Annotated in this window: 13 protein-coding genes; 5 read left to right on the top strand and 8 right to left on the bottom strand. The window is 72.1% G+C overall.

What is annotated here, in order from left to right:
* The first annotated feature begins 47 nt into the window (after positions 1 to 47).
* Entirely contained in the window at positions 48 to 431 is a 384-nt protein-coding gene (locus tag IEY12_RS11245) for a DUF7124 domain-containing protein (RefSeq protein WP_188883810.1), read from the top strand.
* A 12-nt stretch (positions 432 to 443) separates the two neighbouring features.
* Here IEY12_RS11245 and IEY12_RS11250 read toward each other — a convergent pair whose 3' ends face one another.
* The 3 genes from IEY12_RS11250 to IEY12_RS11260 form a co-directional block, all read right to left on the bottom strand.
* Positions 444 to 1271: an SDR family NAD(P)-dependent oxidoreductase gene (locus IEY12_RS11250; protein WP_188883811.1), complete on the bottom strand. Its 828-nt coding sequence runs from the start codon at positions 1269 to 1271 to the stop codon at positions 444 to 446.
* Positions 1272 to 1331: 60 nt separating this feature from the next.
* Positions 1332 to 3827: a PAS domain S-box protein gene (locus tag IEY12_RS11255; protein WP_188883812.1), complete on the bottom strand. Its 2496-nt coding sequence runs from the start codon at positions 3825 to 3827 to the stop codon at positions 1332 to 1334.
* A gap of 99 nt (positions 3828 to 3926) precedes the next feature.
* On the bottom strand, positions 3927 to 4100 hold the full coding sequence (locus IEY12_RS11260) for a hypothetical protein (protein ID WP_188883813.1): 174 nt from the start codon (positions 4098 to 4100) through the stop codon (positions 3927 to 3929).
* Positions 4101 to 4232: 132 nt separating this feature from the next.
* Between IEY12_RS11260 and IEY12_RS11265 the strand changes: the two genes are divergently transcribed.
* Complete coding sequence (locus IEY12_RS11265) at positions 4233 to 4682, top strand: universal stress protein (RefSeq protein ID WP_188883814.1); 450 nt, start codon at positions 4233 to 4235, stop codon at positions 4680 to 4682.
* Between the two features lie 36 nt (positions 4683 to 4718).
* On the opposite strand, the gene IEY12_RS11270 is transcribed toward IEY12_RS11265, so the two are convergent.
* Positions 4719 to 5723 (bottom strand): DMT family transporter, encoded by a 1005-nt coding sequence (locus IEY12_RS11270; protein WP_188883815.1) that lies wholly within the window; start codon positions 5721 to 5723, stop codon positions 4719 to 4721.
* Positions 5724 to 5869: 146 nt separating this feature from the next.
* Here IEY12_RS11270 and IEY12_RS11275 point away from each other — a divergent pair, with 146 nt between their 5' ends.
* Positions 5870 to 6661 (top strand): helix-turn-helix transcriptional regulator, encoded by a 792-nt coding sequence (locus IEY12_RS11275; RefSeq protein ID WP_188883816.1) that lies wholly within the window; start codon positions 5870 to 5872, stop codon positions 6659 to 6661.
* 13 nt (positions 6662 to 6674) lie between these two features.
* On the opposite strand, the gene IEY12_RS11280 is transcribed toward IEY12_RS11275, so the two are convergent.
* On the bottom strand, positions 6675 to 8585 hold the full coding sequence (locus tag IEY12_RS11280; RefSeq protein ID WP_188883817.1) for an ABC transporter ATP-binding protein: 1911 nt from the start codon (positions 8583 to 8585) through the stop codon (positions 6675 to 6677).
* A 94-nt stretch (positions 8586 to 8679) separates the two neighbouring features.
* Here IEY12_RS11280 and IEY12_RS11285 point away from each other — a divergent pair, with 94 nt between their 5' ends.
* The gene (locus IEY12_RS11285; protein ID WP_188883818.1) at positions 8680 to 9591 is read left to right on the top strand and encodes an NAD-dependent epimerase/dehydratase family protein; all 912 of its coding nucleotides are present in this window, start codon (positions 8680 to 8682) and stop codon (positions 9589 to 9591) included.
* Between the two features lie 15 nt (positions 9592 to 9606).
* On the opposite strand, the gene IEY12_RS11290 is transcribed toward IEY12_RS11285, so the two are convergent.
* Together IEY12_RS11290 and IEY12_RS11295 are read right to left on the bottom strand one after the other, a co-directional pair.
* Positions 9607 to 10368: a histidine kinase gene (locus IEY12_RS11290; RefSeq protein ID WP_188883819.1), complete on the bottom strand. Its 762-nt coding sequence runs from the start codon at positions 10366 to 10368 to the stop codon at positions 9607 to 9609.
* 1 nt (position 10369) lies between these two features.
* The gene (locus tag IEY12_RS11295; RefSeq protein ID WP_188883820.1) at positions 10370 to 12601 is read right to left on the bottom strand and encodes a PAS domain S-box protein; all 2232 of its coding nucleotides are present in this window, start codon (positions 12599 to 12601) and stop codon (positions 10370 to 10372) included.
* A gap of 91 nt (positions 12602 to 12692) precedes the next feature.
* Here IEY12_RS11295 and IEY12_RS11300 point away from each other — a divergent pair, with 91 nt between their 5' ends.
* The gene (locus IEY12_RS11300; protein WP_188883821.1) at positions 12693 to 13394 is read left to right on the top strand and encodes a hypothetical protein; all 702 of its coding nucleotides are present in this window, start codon (positions 12693 to 12695) and stop codon (positions 13392 to 13394) included.
* Here the strand turns inward: IEY12_RS11300 and glmM are convergent, their stop codons facing one another.
* On the bottom strand, positions 13395 to 14726 hold the full coding sequence (gene glmM, locus IEY12_RS11305) for a phosphoglucosamine mutase (protein WP_188883822.1): 1332 nt from the start codon (positions 14724 to 14726) through the stop codon (positions 13395 to 13397).
* Positions 14727 to 14732: the final 6 nt, after the last annotated feature.

A 14732-nucleotide genomic window follows, 5' to 3' on the forward strand; every position in this document is an offset into this window, starting at 1 on the left:
GCGCGGTCGAGTGAGAGTTTTACGCCCGGCGCACGCACGCTCGACGCATGAGCATCACCGGCGGTAGTGACGGCGGCGAGATGACGCTCGCGTTCTCGCTGGCGGCCATCCAGCGCCTCGCGGACCCGAAGGCGGCCCTCGAGGACGCGCGGCGGTGGAGTCGGCACGTCGGCGTCGTCGACCACGACCGAGGCGGCGTCGAGCGCGTCGTCGAGGCGGACGACCTCCCGCAGGACTACGACCTCGGCGAGCTCGACATCTGGCTCGCGCTCGAGGGCATCCGCGACGACGCGGACACCGCGCGCTACGTCTACGTCGCCACCACCGAGGACGACCGGCGGCCCGCCGACTTCCTCGACTGGGAGTTCCAACTCGTCGGGGACGCCGCCGAGCGGGCGGGATGGCCGCTCGTAGAGGACGAAACGGCGTGAGCGCCGCGCGAATCAGACGGTGTGGTAGCCACCGTCCACGTAGAGCAGGTGGCCGGTGACGTAGTCGGCGTCGTCGCCCGCGAGGAAGAGATAGGCGCCCGCGAGGTCCTCGGGCGTCCCCAGTCGGTCCATCGGGATGTCCGAGCCGACCGTCGTCGCGTCGAGGTCCGGGAGGTCGGCGTCGTCAACGATGAAGGACTCCTCGCGCTCGCCGCCGATGTCGGGGTTCCCCTCGCCGAACGACGTCTCGATGATGCCGGGCGCGACGGCGTTCACGCGGATGCCGTGCGGCGCGAGCTCCGCCGCCGCGACCCGCGTGAGCATCATCACCGCGCCCTTCGAGGCGTCGTACATCGAGTGGCCGACCTGCGCGTACTCGGAGCTCACCGACGCCGTGTTCACGATGGCGCCCTTGACGCCGCGATCGAGCATGTCGCGCGCGGCCGCCCGACAGCCCGCGAAGACGCCGCGAGCGTTTATCGCCATCACTTGGTCGAACGCCGCCGTCTCCGTCTCGGTGAGCGAGGCGTGGCGGTAGATCCCGGCGTTGTTCACCATGACGTCCACGCCGCCGAACTCGCGCGCGCCCTCGACGACCGCCGCGACCGCGTCCGCGTCGGAGACGTCCGTCTCCACGAACTCCGCGCGACCGCCCGCCTCCTCGATGGCTTCGTGCGTCGGCGTCGAGAGACCGTCCTCCTTCGGGACCTCGCGGAGGTCCGCGTTGATGACGGTCGCGCCCGCCTCGCCGAAGCGGAGCGCGACCTCGCGGCCGATTCCGGAGGTCGCACCAGTCACGATCACGGTGTCGTCCGAGTAGTCGTGGGACGTCGTACCCATACATGCCGTCGTGTGACCGGGCACTTAGCCGTTCGGTCGGCGGGGCCGCCGCGGCGCCCCTCACTCCGCGCGCGGAAAGACGAGTTCGAACGCCGCCCCCTCCTCCGGCCCGCCGGGGTCGGCGTCGCGGACGTCGACCGCGCCGCCGTAGGCCGCCATCATCTCCGTCACGAGGTAGAGCCCGAAGCCGTTCCCCGGTTCGCTGAGTTCGGAGACCCCCTTCCGGAGGACGGACGCCTTCTCCTCGTCCGGGATGCCGGGGCCGTTGTCGGCGACGTGCACGCAGAGCGCGTCGCGCTCGGCCGTTTCCGCCCCGTCGTCCAACTGTCCGCCCGTCCGCGCGTCGCCGCTCGCCGCGTCGGCGTCCACCGCACAGGTCGTCTCCGTCACCCACACCTCGACGCGCGGCGTCTCCGCGTCGTTGTGGACGACGGCGTTCTCGAGGACGTTCTCGAGGACCTCGCTGACGAGGTCGTCCCCGACCACCGTCGCCTCGGCGTCCGGGAGGTCGTGCGTCTCGAAGACCGCGGCCGGGTGGGAGTCGGCGACGCGCGCGACCGCCGCCTCGAGTTCCGCCCGGAGCGACACCGGGTACGTCTCGTGCTCCGACTCGTTCACGACCGCGTCCATGAACGTCCGCATCGTGCCGATGAGCGAGGAGAGGTCGTCGGCGCGACGGGAGATCGTCTCCACGTGCTCGCGGGATTCCGGGTCGTCGATTCGGTCCTCGAGGATGTCGGTGCGGGCGCCGACGAGGTTCAGCCCGTTCAGGATGTTGTGTCGGAGGATGCGGTTCATGAACTCGAGGCGCTCGCGCTCGTGTTCGAGTTCGCGCTCGCGCTCGCGCTGCTCGGTCATGTCCTCGACCACCTTCGTGTAGCCGACGTGCGCGCCGTCGGCGTCGTGACGCGCCGCGATCGTTACGTCCGCCCAGAAGCGCGTGCCGTCCTGCCGGACGCGCCACCCCTCGTCGTTGGCCTGCCCGGTCTCGGCGGCCTCCGCGAGCAGCGACTCGGGTATCCCCGCCTCGACGCGCTCCTCGGGGTAGAAGACGGAGAAGTGCTCGCCGACGATCTCCGACTGCTCGTAGCCCTTTATCCGCGCCGCACCGGGGTTCCACGACGTGACGTGCCCGCCCTCGTCGAGCGTGAGGATGGCGTAGTCGTCGACGCTGTCGACGAACTCCTCGAACTTCGCCTCCTCCTCGCGGAGGTCGCGACGGCGCGCTTCGAGGAGTTGCGTGCGCTCGAGCTCGTAGCCGATCCAGCTCCCCATCAGCTCGACCATCGTGAGCTGCCAGTCGTCGAACGCGTCGGCTTCCGCCCGGTCGAGGAAGCAGAGCGTCCCGTAGAGCGTGCCGTCCGCGTAGACCGGCGTCCCGACGTACGACTCGAAGCCGGCGTCCGTCCCGTACGCCTTCTCCGCGACGTCGAGCGGCCGCGTGCCGAACTGGATCGTGCGCTCGGCGGCGACCGTGTGCCGGCAGTGCGTCTCCGCGAGCGGGAGGGTCTCGCCGGCCGCGACGTCGCCGGCCTCGGACTGGGCGACCTCGACGTGGTAGGCGTCCGCGTCGGCGTCGATGCGGGCGAACGAGCCGTAGTCGGCGTCGAGGAGCTCGCGACCCACCCCGATGAGGGCGTCGACCTGTTCCTCGAAGGTGAGCGACGCGTCCGAGATCGCCTCGTAGAGCTCGCGGAGCTTGCGCTCGCGGAGGTCGAGTTCGCGCTCGCGGCGCTTCACCGCCGTGACGTCCGTGTAGTGCTCGATGCGCCCGCCCGCGTAGAGCCCGCTCTCGATCGGCTGACTCGAGTGTTTGAGCCAGCGCTCCTCGCGCTCCGGCCCGCCGAGCAGGTGGCACTCGAACTCCGCCGCGCCGGCGTCGGGCGCGTACGTCTCGAGCACGCGCTCGCGGAACGCCGACGGCTCCTCGAAGCGCGCCGCGATGGACTCCTCGACGAGGGCGGGCTTGTGCCGGCCGACGACGTCCGCGCGTTCGGTTCCGAAGTACTCCGCAACCGCCTCGTTGACCCAGACGACGTCGAACTCCTCGTCGAGGATGAACGTCGCGACCTCGGAGGTGTCGAGGACGTCGTCGGTGAGCGTCCGATACTCCTCGCGGCTCCGCGCGAGGTCGTCGCGAGCGATGCGCTGGCGCGCGCTGTAGACGCCGACGCCGAACGCGAGCGCGGCGCCGAAGACGACCCCGTCGAGCGCGAGCACGAGCGGCTTGAGGGCGCGCATCGCCCAGAGTTGGAGCACGACGACGAGCGCGTAGAGGCCGGCGAGCACCGCGGTGATCCCGACCGTCCACTTCGCGACCGTCGCCGTGTAGGCGTCCGCCCAGTCGCGCCGGCGGAGCCAGACGCCGCCCCAGACGAGGCCGAGCGCGAGCAGGACGAGGGGGGCGTTCTCCACGGCCGTCGCCGTCACCCCCCACGAGAGGGTGGTGACGTCGTCCCACGCGTCGTAGAGGGGCACGAGGAGGGCGAGAACGCCCAGCAGGGAGACCGCGATCCACGAATGCGCGCTCGCCCGCGCCCGAAGCCCGCCGTTCATGCCCTCGGCTTCGAGTCACCACCGGTTAAGCGCGATGCCCGATTCGGAGGCGACGGGTCGAGCGGCGCCCGAGTCACTGCCGGCCGGAGCGGCCGTGAGTCAGCGCGACTCCTCTTCGTTCGCGTCCATCCCGAGTTCCTCGCGCGCGAGCTCGATGCCCTGCGTGACCTGCGTCTCGGTCACGCTCGTTCGCTTGCTTATCTGCGCCGCCACGTCGTCCTCGTAGCCGTCGATGGCGTCGAGGAGCGTGCGGAGTGCGTCCGTGAGCTGCATGTCGCGTCGTCGGCGCCGCGCGCGTGAAAAAGTGACGGCACGCCCGCCGTCGTCCCTCGACGACGGCGTCGGTCCCGCGGGACGGCGACGGCCACCCACCGTTATTTGCGCGGGGGGCGAACTCCCGACGTGATGTACGAGCGAATCCTACTCGCCACGGACGGGACGGTCGCCTCCGAGAACGCCGAGTCGCACGCGATCGAGCTCGCGGCGGCCCACGACGCGACGCTGCACGTCCTCTACGTCGTCGACGAGGACGTCTATCAGGCCTACAGCGGCGACGAGTACGTGGACGAGGCCGAAGGCCCCGAGCACGGGCTGGCGGAGCACGGCGGCGAGGCCATCGCGGCGGTGCGCGAGGCCGCCGGGGAAGCGGGCGTCGACGTCGTGGAGGCGCTCGAGCGCGGCGAGCCCGCGAACACCATCGTGGACTACGCGGAGGAGGCGGACGCCGACGTGCTCGTCCTCGGGACGAAGCGGCGCCCCGACGAGTACCGCGCGCTCATCGGGAGCATCACGGACCGCGTCCTCCGCCTGAGCACGCGCCCGGCGGTCGTGGTGAAGACGGAGACCGAGGAGTAAGCGAGCGGGGTTTCGAGTCGGGGAGAGCACCGCGCGTCAGTCGGACTCGAAGCCGCGCGGGGCGTCCTCGAACTCGACGCCGAGGGCGTCGTCGCGGCGGCCGGCGGGGAGGCGCTCGCGGAGGGCGGCCGCGAGCGCGTCGACGTCGATGTCGGCGTCGACGGAGTCGCTCCCGAGGACGGCGAAGCCGGCGAAGACGACGAGGAAGCCGACGACGGTGAGCGTCGTGACGGTCTCGCCGAGGAGCGCCCACCCGCCGGCGGTGGCGACGACGGGCACGAGGTAGAAGACGAGGTTCGCGCGGATGGCGCCCGTCGTGTCGAGGAGACCGAAGTAGGCGATGTAGGCGATGGCGCCGGCGAAGACGCCGACGTACGCGAGCGCGAGGAGCGCCTGCGGCGTCCACGCGACAGCGGCGAGCGACTCCCCGCTCGCGAGGCTGAGGCCGTGACAGAGGAGCGCGCCGATGGGGAGCCCCCACGCGGTCCGCACGCTACTGGAGAGGTCGCTGTCCGCCCAGCGGATGAGGACGCTCCCGAGCGCGCCGGCGATGGCGCCCGCGAAGACGAGGAGCTTGCCGGGGCCGCCCGCGAGGAAGCTCGCGGGGTCGGGGTTGACGACGAGGCCGACGCCGAGCAGGCCGACGAGGAGGCCGACGGCGCCGCGCCGCGAGAGGCGTTCCTCGGCGAGGAGGAGGCCCGCGAAGACGGGCGTGAGGATGGGGTTGAGGCTGAAGACGACGGCGGCCACGGCGCTCGAGGCGTACTGCTGGCCGACGAAGAGGAGGGCGTTCGTGAGGCCGATGGAGAGCGCGCCGGTGGCGAGGATGCCCGCGAGGTCGCCGCGCGTGCGCGGCACGAGGGCGTCGCGGTGCGCGTAGACGACGTAGGAGGCGAGCGCGACGGCGGCGACATCGAAGCGGAACGCGACGAAGAGTAGAGGCGGGAAGAACGCGAGGCCGAACTTGGTGGCGACGAACGTCCCACCGAAGAGGAGGCTCGCGGCACCGAACGCGGCGAGCGTGCGCGTAGAAGCGGTCATACTCCTAGGGAGGGGACACGGCGGGATAGGTCCGCTCAGAAAACGTTGTGCGCGGAGAAACGCGTGCGCGACGCGCCGGCCGCTCACGCCGTGAAAGGATTTCACGGTGCGAAAGCGGTTTAGGGCGACGGGGAGGAGGATGGCGTATGGAGTCAGCGCTGGAGGACGTGGAGTTCCTCGCTCGCTCGCCGAACCGCGTCGAGGTGCTGTGTCTCCTCGCGGGCGGGCGCCACACGCGCACCGCGCTCGCCGAGGAGACGGGCGCCTCGCAGGCGACGCTCGGGCGCATCCTCACCGACTTCCAGGAGCGCGCGTGGGTCAGGCGCGCCGGGAGCGAGTACGTCGCGACGGCCACCGGCCGCCTCGTCGCCAGCGCCCTCAGCGACCTCCTCGACAGCCTCGAGACGGAGCGCGAACTCCGCGATATCGTCGACTACCTCCCGACGCACGCGATGGACTTCGACCTCGGCCATCTGCAGGACGCCACCATCACGTTCCCGAGCGAGACGCGCCCGGACGCGCCCGTGAAGCGCGTCGTCGACCTCATCAGGGACGCCGAGGACGTGACGGTGTTCTCCCACGCGTTCAACGAGCGGAGCCTCGCGGCCGTCCACGACCGCGTTACCGCCGGCGACGCCACCTTCCGCGCGGTGTTCTCCGAGCACGCCGTCGACGCGCTCGCGGACGCTCCGGACCTCCGCGCGCGCCTCGAGGGCCTGCTCGCGCACGACGCCGCCGACGCCCGCGTCCACGGGGAGGGCATCCCGCTCGCCGTCACCATCGCCGACGAGACGGTCCACATGCTGTTGCGCGACGAGAACGGCGTCCTGCAGGCCTCGCTCGACACCGACGACGACGCCGTGCGCGCGTGGGCGAGCGACACCTTCGACCACTACTGGCGGAGCGCCGCCCCGCTCGAAAAGTCGGCCCTCGAGTAGGGCGCGACACCCGTCAGTCGTCCGCGACGGTCGCGTCGGCCGCGTCGTCGTCGACCTGCGCCTCCCAGAGGTCCGCGTACCCGCCCGCGTTGGCGAGGAGCGTCTCGTGCGTGCCGGTCTCGGTCACGCGACCGTCCTCCATGACGACGATGCGGTCGGCGTCCCGAATCGTCGAGAGGCGGTGCGCGATGACGAACGCCGTGCGGTCCTCGATGAGGCGCTCGAGGCTCTCCTGAATGAGCTCCTCCGTCTCCGTGTCGACGTCGGAGGTGGCTTCGTCGAAGACGATGATGGCGGGGTCGTTGAGGAGGGCGCGCGCGATGGCGAGGCGCTGGCGCTGGCCGCCGGAGAGCTTCACGCCGCGCTCGCCGACGAGCGTGTCGTATCCCTCGGGGAGGTCGGTGATGAACGCGTGGGCCTCGGCGGCCGTCGCGGCCTCCACGACCGCCTCGCGCGCGTCCGCGTCCACGTCCTCCCCGTGCCACTCGGCGTCGAGGACGTCCGCGTCGCCGTACGCGATGTTCTCCGCGACCGTCCCCGAGAAGAGGTAGGGGTTCTGCTCGACGACCGCGATCTCCGAGCGGAGCGCCGCGAGGTCGTACTCGCGGACGTCCGTCCCGTCGACGCGCACCGCGCCCCGGTCGGGGTCGTGGAAGCGCGGGAGGAGCTTCAGGAGCGTGGACTTGCCGGCGCCCGAGGTGCCGGCGAGGCCGACGGTCGCGCCCGCCGGAACGTCGAGGGAGACGTCCCGGAGCACCGGGCGCTCGTCGTAGGCGAACGTCACGTCGTCGTACGCGACGTCGCCCTCGACCGAGTCGGGGCGGTAGGGGTCGTCGGGTTCGGTGATCGTCGGCTCGCGCCCGAGCACGCCAAAGACGCGCTCCGCGCTCGACTTCGCGAGCTGGTACTTGTTCGCGGACTTGCCGACGCGGCGCATCGGCGAGTAGAGCCGGCGGAGGTAGAGGAAGAAGAGCGCGAACGCCCCGGCGGAGAGCGCGCCGGGCGCACCCGTGACGATGTCCGTCCCGCCGATGTAGAGTACGAGCACGAAGACGACGCCGGTGAGGAGGCGGAGGCCCGCGAAGAACGCGCGACGGACGCGCAGCGCCGCGACCTTCTCGTCGTGGTAGGCCTGCGACTGGGCGGCGACGCGTTCGCGCTCGAAGTCGTAGCGCTCGAAGGCCTTGATGACGGCGGCGCCCCCGAGGTTGTTCTCGAGGCGCGTGTTGAGGCGCGCGACCGTCTCGCGGATCGACGTGTAGCGGGGCTCGATCCACGTCAGGAAGCGCCCGCTCGCGAGGCCGATGATGGGGACGGGCGCGAGCGCGATCAGCGCGAGCTTCGGCGAGTAGAGCCAGAGGATGGCGCCGATGCCGCCGACGGTCGCGATGACGCGGATGAGCTGGCGGAACTCCGTGTTCAGGAACTTCTCGAGGCGGTTGATGTCGCTGTTGAGAATCGACATCATCCCCCCGGTCTGGTGGTCGACGAAGAAGTCCATCGAGAGGTGCTGGAGGTGGTCGTAGGTGTCGTCGCGCAGGTCGCGCTGGACCTTCTGCGCGGTCGACTGGAGGAGGTATCTGGAGGCGAAGCGCGTCACCGAGCGGACGAGGTACGCGAGGACGGCGACGGTGACGAGGCGTTCGAGCAGGGCGAGGCGGGCGGCCTCGGTCGTAATGGAGGCGGCGGGCAGGAGACCGGCGTCCGCGAGGAGGCCGGGGGTGCCGGACCCGAGGACGACGCGGTCGATCGCCGCCGCGACGACGATCGGCGGGACGAGGCGCGCGAAGCGCGTGCAGAACGACGCGAGTACGCCGGCGGTGAGGCGCTTCCAGTAGGGGCGCGCGTACGCGAGGAGGCTGCGCATCGGGTGGCCGTCGACGTTCTCGCGGACGTGCTCGAAGCCACCGTGTTCGTCTGCCATGTACTCGTCGTGTCGGCGTCGCGCGCCAAAAGCCCGGGGCTTCCGGTACCGTGCGCGGCGACGCCTATTTCGCCTCGCGCGCGGAAGGGCGCGTATGGACACGCTCACGGACGCGACGGTGCTCGTCACGGGCGGCGCGGGATTCATCGGGAGCCACCTCGTCGAGTCGGTCGCGCCCGAGAACGACGTCCGCGTCCTCGACGACTTCTCGAACGGGGCGCGCGAGAACGTCCCGGACGGCGTCGCGGTCATCGAGGGCGACGTCCGCGACGCGGACGCGCTCGCCGAGGCGATGGCCGGCGTGGACGTCGTCTTCCACGAGGCCGCCATCGTCAGCGTCGAGCGCTCCGTCGACGCGCCCGAGGAGACGCACGCCGTGAACGTCGACGCGACGCTCTCCGTCCTCGAACGCGCGCGCGCCGAGGACGCCCGCGTCGTCGTCGCGTCCAGCGCCGCCATCTACGGCGCGCCCGAGACGACGCCCATCACCGAGAACGCACGAAAAGAGCCGAGGTCGCCCTACGGCCTCGAGAAGCTCAGCGTCGACCACTACTGCCGGCTCTACCACGACCTCTACGGCCTCGACACCGTCGCGTTGCGCTACTTCAACGTCTACGGGCCGCGACAGTCGAGCGGGCCGTACGCCGGCGTCATCACGAGCTTCGTCGAGCAGGCCCGCGCGGGCGGCCCCCTGCGCGTGCAGGGCGACGGGACGCAGACGCGGGACTTCGTCCACGTCTCCGACGTCGTGCGGGCGAACCGCCTCGCCGCCACCACCGAGCACACGGGCGAGGCGTTCAACGTCGGCACCGGCCGCGCGGTCGAGATCCGCCAGCTCGCGACGCTGATTCGCGACGTCGTCGACCCGGCCGTCAGCGTCGAGTTCGGCGACGCCCGAGCGGGCGACGTCCGCGCGAGCGTCGCGGACGTCTCGAAGGCCCGCGAGCGGCTCGGCTACGACCCCGCCGTCGCGCTCGCGGACGGCCTCGCCGACCTCGTCGCGTGAGGCGAGTGGCCGACCTCACATCGTCTCGGCGATATAGGCGTCGATCGCCGTGACGCGCTCCGGCCGGTAGGTCCAGAACCCGTGCCACTCGTTTCGTCCCGTCTCGTACGCGACGAGCGCGGCGTGCTCGCCGTCGTCGTCCGCCGGGACGTGCACGACGAACCACGCCCGCCGGAAGTCCTCGCCGTACCCGCCGTGCATCGTCACGCCGAGGTCGCGCGGCGGCGTCCAGTCCGGGATGCCGTAGACGTGCGTGTCGACGCCCGCGTCCGAGACGAGCGCGTAGACGTCGCGCGTCCCGCGCTCGTCGTCGAGGCGGGAGAGGCGCTGGAAGGACGACCGGAGCGTTCCCCCGCCCGCCGTCCACGCGAGGTGCTCGACGTGTCGCGAGACCGTGACCAGCAGGAGCTTCTCCGTGTGCGATGCGGGGAAGCCGCGGAGCGAGAAGGGGACGTCGTCGAGGCCGTCGAGAACCGCCGGGAGGTCGACGTCGGGGAGCGAGCGCGCGCCCGACGTGTAGAGGTCGGAGTTCACGGTGAGGACGCAGTCCCGGAGCGCGGACAGCGGCGACGTGGCGACGATGTCGCTGTCGATGACGAGCGCCACCGTGTTCGCGTCGACGTCGCCGAGCTCGCGCTCGGACACCGTCACCGGCTGGTCGGCGAACAGCCCCTCGAGCATCGACTGCACCGGGCGCGGGGCGTCCCGGTTCACCACCACGAGGGCGTGCTCGGCGGGGTCGACTTCCGGGACGAACGACGCGATCGTGTCGGGCATGCTACGTCACGTCCACGCCCGTTATCTCGAAGCGCGCGCCGCCCTCGGGGCCGTCCGTCACGTCGACGCGCCAGCCGTGACCGCCGACGATTTCGCGGACGATGTGGAGGCCGAAGCCGGAGCCGCTCTCGACGGTGGAGACGCCGCGCTCGAAGACCTCCTCGCGGAGGTCGGCGGGGATGCCGGGGCCGTCGTCCGTCACGGCGAAGCCGCCCTCAAGCGCCGTGACGCGAACGGTCACGTCCGGCCCGCCGTGCTCGATGGCGTTCGAGAAGAGGTTCTCGAGGAGCTGCTGGAGGCGGGCCGGGTCGGCGACGACGGTCCCGAGGTCGTCACCGACGGCGAGCGCGGCCGACGACCCGTCCTCGACGGTCGCCCACGCGCGCTCGACGGCCTCTCGGAGCGGGACCGGCTCGGTCTCACCGATCTCCTCGCCCTCGCGAGCGAGGTAGAGCAGGTCGTCGATCAGCCGCCCCATCCGCTCGTGGGCGTCCCGAACGCGGTCGAACTGCTCGGGGTCGCCGTCCTCGCGCGCGAGCTCGAGATAGCCCTGCGCCACGGAGAGCGGGCTTCGGAGGTCGTGGCTCACCATCGACGCGAACTCCTCGAGGCGTTCGTTCTGCGCCTCGAGCTCCGCCGTGACCTGATCGCGTTCGAGCTCGTAGCTCACCCACTGCGCGAGCAGCTCGACGAACGTCCGCTCGGCCTCGGAGAAGGCGTTCGCGCGCGGCTCGGTGCCCGCGAAGCAGAACGTCCCGTAGAGCTCGCCGTTGACGAGGATCTTCGACCCGACGTAACACCCGAGTTCGAAGCGCTCGTACGCGGGGTCGTCCGAGAGCCCCTCGGCGACGGCGTTCTGCACGGTGACGAGCTCCGCGCGCGTGACCGTCTCCCGGCAGTAGGCCTCCGAGAGCGGGCACGACTCGCCCGGCTGGAGGAGTTCGTGGTCGCCACACGCCGCGACGATGTGCTGGGTGTCCCCGTCGATCTCCGTGAGGAAGCCGTACGGGACGCCGAGGAACTCGCGGCCGACGTCGAGGAGCCGGCGGATCTTCGTCTCGAAGCCCATCTCACGCGTGGCGATTATCTCGTAGATCTCGCGGAGGGTGTCGCGCTCGGTCAGCAGCTGCTCCTCGAGGCGCTCGCGCTCGGTGACGTCGCGGAGCACGGAGAGGTGCTCGCCGGGCGCGATTTCGGCCGTCGCCGCGTACTCGACCGCGCGGCGCTCGCCGTCCGGTCGCAGGAGCGGGAACGTCCCCCGGTCGAGGCCGCCCCGCTTGAACCCCTCCCACTCGGTCGCGAAGTCGTAGTCCGCGGGGGCGAAGTCGGAGACGTGCGAGCCGAGCAGTTCCGCGCGCGGGAGGCCGAACAGTTCGACCGCGCTCCGGTTGGCCTCGACGTACGTCCCGTCGTCGTCCGCGATCACCATCGCGTCCATCGCCTGCTCGAACGCGGTCCGATAGCGCACGCGCTCGTGAGTGTCGGACACCCGCTCGGCGAGCGCGCGGACGATGCCCACGGTCGCGTCCCGGCCGCCCCACGAGACGGCGCGGCGCGTCACTTCCGCGGGGAACGCCGTGCCGTCGAGCGCGCGAATCGTGCGGCGCTCCCACGTGACGCTCGCCTCGGTCGCGTGCTCGTCGGCAGCGTCGGCTGACCCGAGGAGCGCGGTCATGGAGCGACCGCGGAGGGCGTCGGCGTCGGCGGCGCCAAATTGGTCGACGGCGGCGGCGTTCGCGAAGACGCAGTCGCCGTCGACGCCGACGAGTATCGCGTCCGGTGAGGCCTCGAGGACGGTCCGTGCGACGTCCGGGGACGCCGCGGTCTGCGGCCGCGCCCGGTACTGGTCGACGGCGGCGCGGACGCGCCGCGCGAGGGTCGCGTACGGGTCGTCGTTCGCGTCCCTGCGGACGTAGTCGGTCGCCCCCGCCGAAATCGCGTCGCTGGCGACCGCCTCGCTGCCGCCGGCGGTGAAGAGGACGAACGGGAGGTCCGGGTGGGTCGCGCGGACGGCTTCGAGAAACTCGATCCCGTCCATCCCCGGCATGTCGAAGCCGCTGACGACGCAGTCGACGTCGCCCGCCTCGAGTCGCGTCAGGCCCGCCCTCGCGCTCGTGGCGACGGTCGTGGTGATGCGGTCGTCGGCGCGTGCGACGCGCTCGCCGACGAGAGCGGCCATATCGGGCTCGCCGTCCACACAGAGCACCGATATCGGTCCGCTCCGGTCAGTCATGCCACGACGTAGCGTCGCGTGGCTAATACCTGTTGTGCCCTCGACAACGGCGTCCCAAGGCGTTTTGTGCCACCGCACGGAAGCCGCCGACGTGTCCCCGACCAGACAGTCCCTCCACGACGCGGACCCGAGCGCGCGCCGTGCGCTCCGCGCCGCGCTCTCGCTGCTCCCGTCCGCGCCCGGTATCGTCGTCGCCTACGCCGGTCTCGCGGTCGTCACCGTCGTCTCGAACACCCTCGGTAACCTCGTTTCGGCGGTCGTCCTCGGTGCCGCCATCGTCCTCGCTGCGGGCGCGCTCGGCCTCGACACCGACGCCCGTAACTCCCTCGGCGTCCGGCTCCTGCTCGCGGTCATCGCCGCCATCGTCGCCGGGATCGCGATCATCATCGGCTTCGTCTTCCTCGTCCTCCCCGGCGTCTACCTCGCCGTCCGCCTCGTCGTCGCCGCCGTCGTCCTCGAGGACTGCGGGCCGCTCGAAGCGCTCGGCCGGAGCCTCGAGTCGACGGCGGGAGAGGGCTGGACGGTGTTCGGCGTCTGGCTCGCCACGACCCTCCTCAACGCGGCCGTCGCGGGCGCCGTCACCCTCCTCCTGCTCGGCGGCGTCCCCGCCCTCGACACGCGCGCCGGTCTCGTCGCGCTCCAGAACGCCCTCCCGCTCGCCGCCGCGCTCGGCACGTTCGTCTCCGGCCCCGTCACCGCCGCCTCGGACGCCGTCCTCTACGGCTGGTTCGCGGACGCGATGCCGGACGAGGACGCGTCGAACGCGGCCACGAGCGGCGTGCGAGCGCCCTGATCAGGCCGCGTCGTCGAGCACCGCGTTCGCCTCCGCGAACACCGCGTCGGCGCGCTCGTCGCTCCGCGCTTCGGCGGTGACGCGAACCATGGGCTCCGTGCCGCTCGGCCGGAGGAGGAACCACGCATCGCCGAGGTCGACGCGGACGCCGTCGAGCGCGTCCACCTCGTCGTACGCCTCCGAAACCGCCTCACGAACGCGCGCCATCACGGCGGTCTTGTCGGCGACCGCGCGGGTGTCGCGGCGGATCGGATACGATCCGAGCGCGGCGAGTCGGTCGTCGAGGCCGGGGCCGTTCGCGACGAGTTCGACGAGCTTCGCGGCGGCGAGCGGGCCGTCCGGGCAGAGCGTCTCCCCCGGGAATATCCACGCCCCGCTGGGTTCGCCGCCGAAGACGACGTCGTCCGCGACGGCGCGCTCGGCGACGTAGACGTCGCCGACGCGGGTGTGCACGAGCGCCGCGCCCACCTCCGCGAGCGCGTCGTCGACGAGGAGGCTGGTGTCGACGGGCGCGGCGACCCGGTCGCCCTCGCCGGCGAACGCCTGCGCGAACACCGCGAGGAGCGCGTCCCCGGCGACGAACGCGCCGTCGCCCGTGACCGCCATCATGCGGTCCGCGTCGCCGTCGTGCGCGATGCCGAGGTCGGCGTCCGAGGCCGCGACGAGGTCGCAGAGCGACTCGCAGTTCGCCGCCGTCGGCTCGCTCGGCCGCCCCGGGAAGCGCCCGTCCGGGTTCGCGTTCAGCGTCTCCACCGCGCAGCCGAGTTCGATGAGGGCGTCGACGGACGCCGCGCCCGCGCCGTTCCCGAGGTCGACGACGACCGTGGGCGCGTCGTCGGGGTCGACGTCGACCGCGTCGACGATGGCGTCGACGTGGCGCTCGCGCGCACCGGGGCGGTCGCGGCGCGCGCCCGTGGCGTCCCAGTCGGCGTAATCGAACGACTCGGCGACGAGGCGGTCCGTGAGCGCGTCCTGCATCGGCGAGTCGAACGCCTGCCCGGAGGGCTGCCAGAGCTTCAGGCCATTGTACTCCGGGGGGTTGTGCGAGGCGGTGACGGCGACGCCGGCGTCCGCGCCCTCCCACGCGACGCTCCGCGCGACCGTCGGCGTCGCGGCCGGCCCGAGGTCGACGACCGCACAGCCGCACTCCGCGAGGCCGGCAGCGAGCGCGTCCGACAGAAACGTCCCGCTCGGGCGCGGGTCGCGCCCCACCACCACCGTCTCGGCGTCGGCGGCGAGCGCGCGCCCGACGTTCAGCGCGAGGTCGGCCGTGAGGCCGTCGCCGACGCGCTCGCGGATCCCGCTCGTTCCGAAGTACTCCCGGCGTTCCATGCGGCT

Origin of the sequence: Halarchaeum grantii, assembly GCF_014647455.2 — an archaeon.
GTDB lineage: Archaea > Halobacteriota > Halobacteria > Halobacteriales > Halobacteriaceae > Halarchaeum > Halarchaeum grantii.

Excerpts from the sequence above, each read along its gene's own strand:
- IEY12_RS11295 (WP_188883820.1), bottom strand. The coding sequence starts at position 12,601 with ATGACTGACCGGAGCGGACCGATATCGGTGCTCTGTGTGGACGGCGAG.
- IEY12_RS11285 (WP_188883818.1), top strand. The coding sequence starts at position 8,680 with ATGGACACGCTCACGGACGCGACGGTGCTCGTCACGGGCGGCGCGGGA.
- IEY12_RS11260 (WP_188883813.1), bottom strand. The coding sequence starts at position 4,100 with ATGCAGCTCACGGACGCACTCCGCACGCTCCTCGACGCCATCGACGGC.
- IEY12_RS11275 (WP_188883816.1), top strand. The coding sequence starts at position 5,870 with ATGGAGTCAGCGCTGGAGGACGTGGAGTTCCTCGCTCGCTCGCCGAAC.
- IEY12_RS11280 (WP_188883817.1), bottom strand. The coding sequence starts at position 8,585 with ATGGCAGACGAACACGGTGGCTTCGAGCACGTCCGCGAGAACGTCGAC.
- glmM (WP_188883822.1), bottom strand. The coding sequence starts at position 14,726 with ATGGAACGCCGGGAGTACTTCGGAACGAGCGGGATCCGCGAGCGCGTC.
- IEY12_RS11270 (WP_188883815.1), bottom strand. The coding sequence starts at position 5,723 with ATGACCGCTTCTACGCGCACGCTCGCCGCGTTCGGTGCCGCGAGCCTC.
- IEY12_RS11290 (WP_188883819.1), bottom strand. The coding sequence starts at position 10,368 with ATGCCCGACACGATCGCGTCGTTCGTCCCGGAAGTCGACCCCGCCGAG.
- IEY12_RS11255 (WP_188883812.1), bottom strand. The coding sequence starts at position 3,827 with ATGAACGGCGGGCTTCGGGCGCGGGCGAGCGCGCATTCGTGGATCGCG.
- IEY12_RS11250 (WP_188883811.1), bottom strand. The coding sequence starts at position 1,271 with ATGGGTACGACGTCCCACGACTACTCGGACGACACCGTGATCGTGACT.
- IEY12_RS11245 (WP_188883810.1), top strand. The coding sequence starts at position 48 with ATGAGCATCACCGGCGGTAGTGACGGCGGCGAGATGACGCTCGCGTTC.
- IEY12_RS11265 (WP_188883814.1), top strand. The coding sequence starts at position 4,233 with ATGTACGAGCGAATCCTACTCGCCACGGACGGGACGGTCGCCTCCGAG.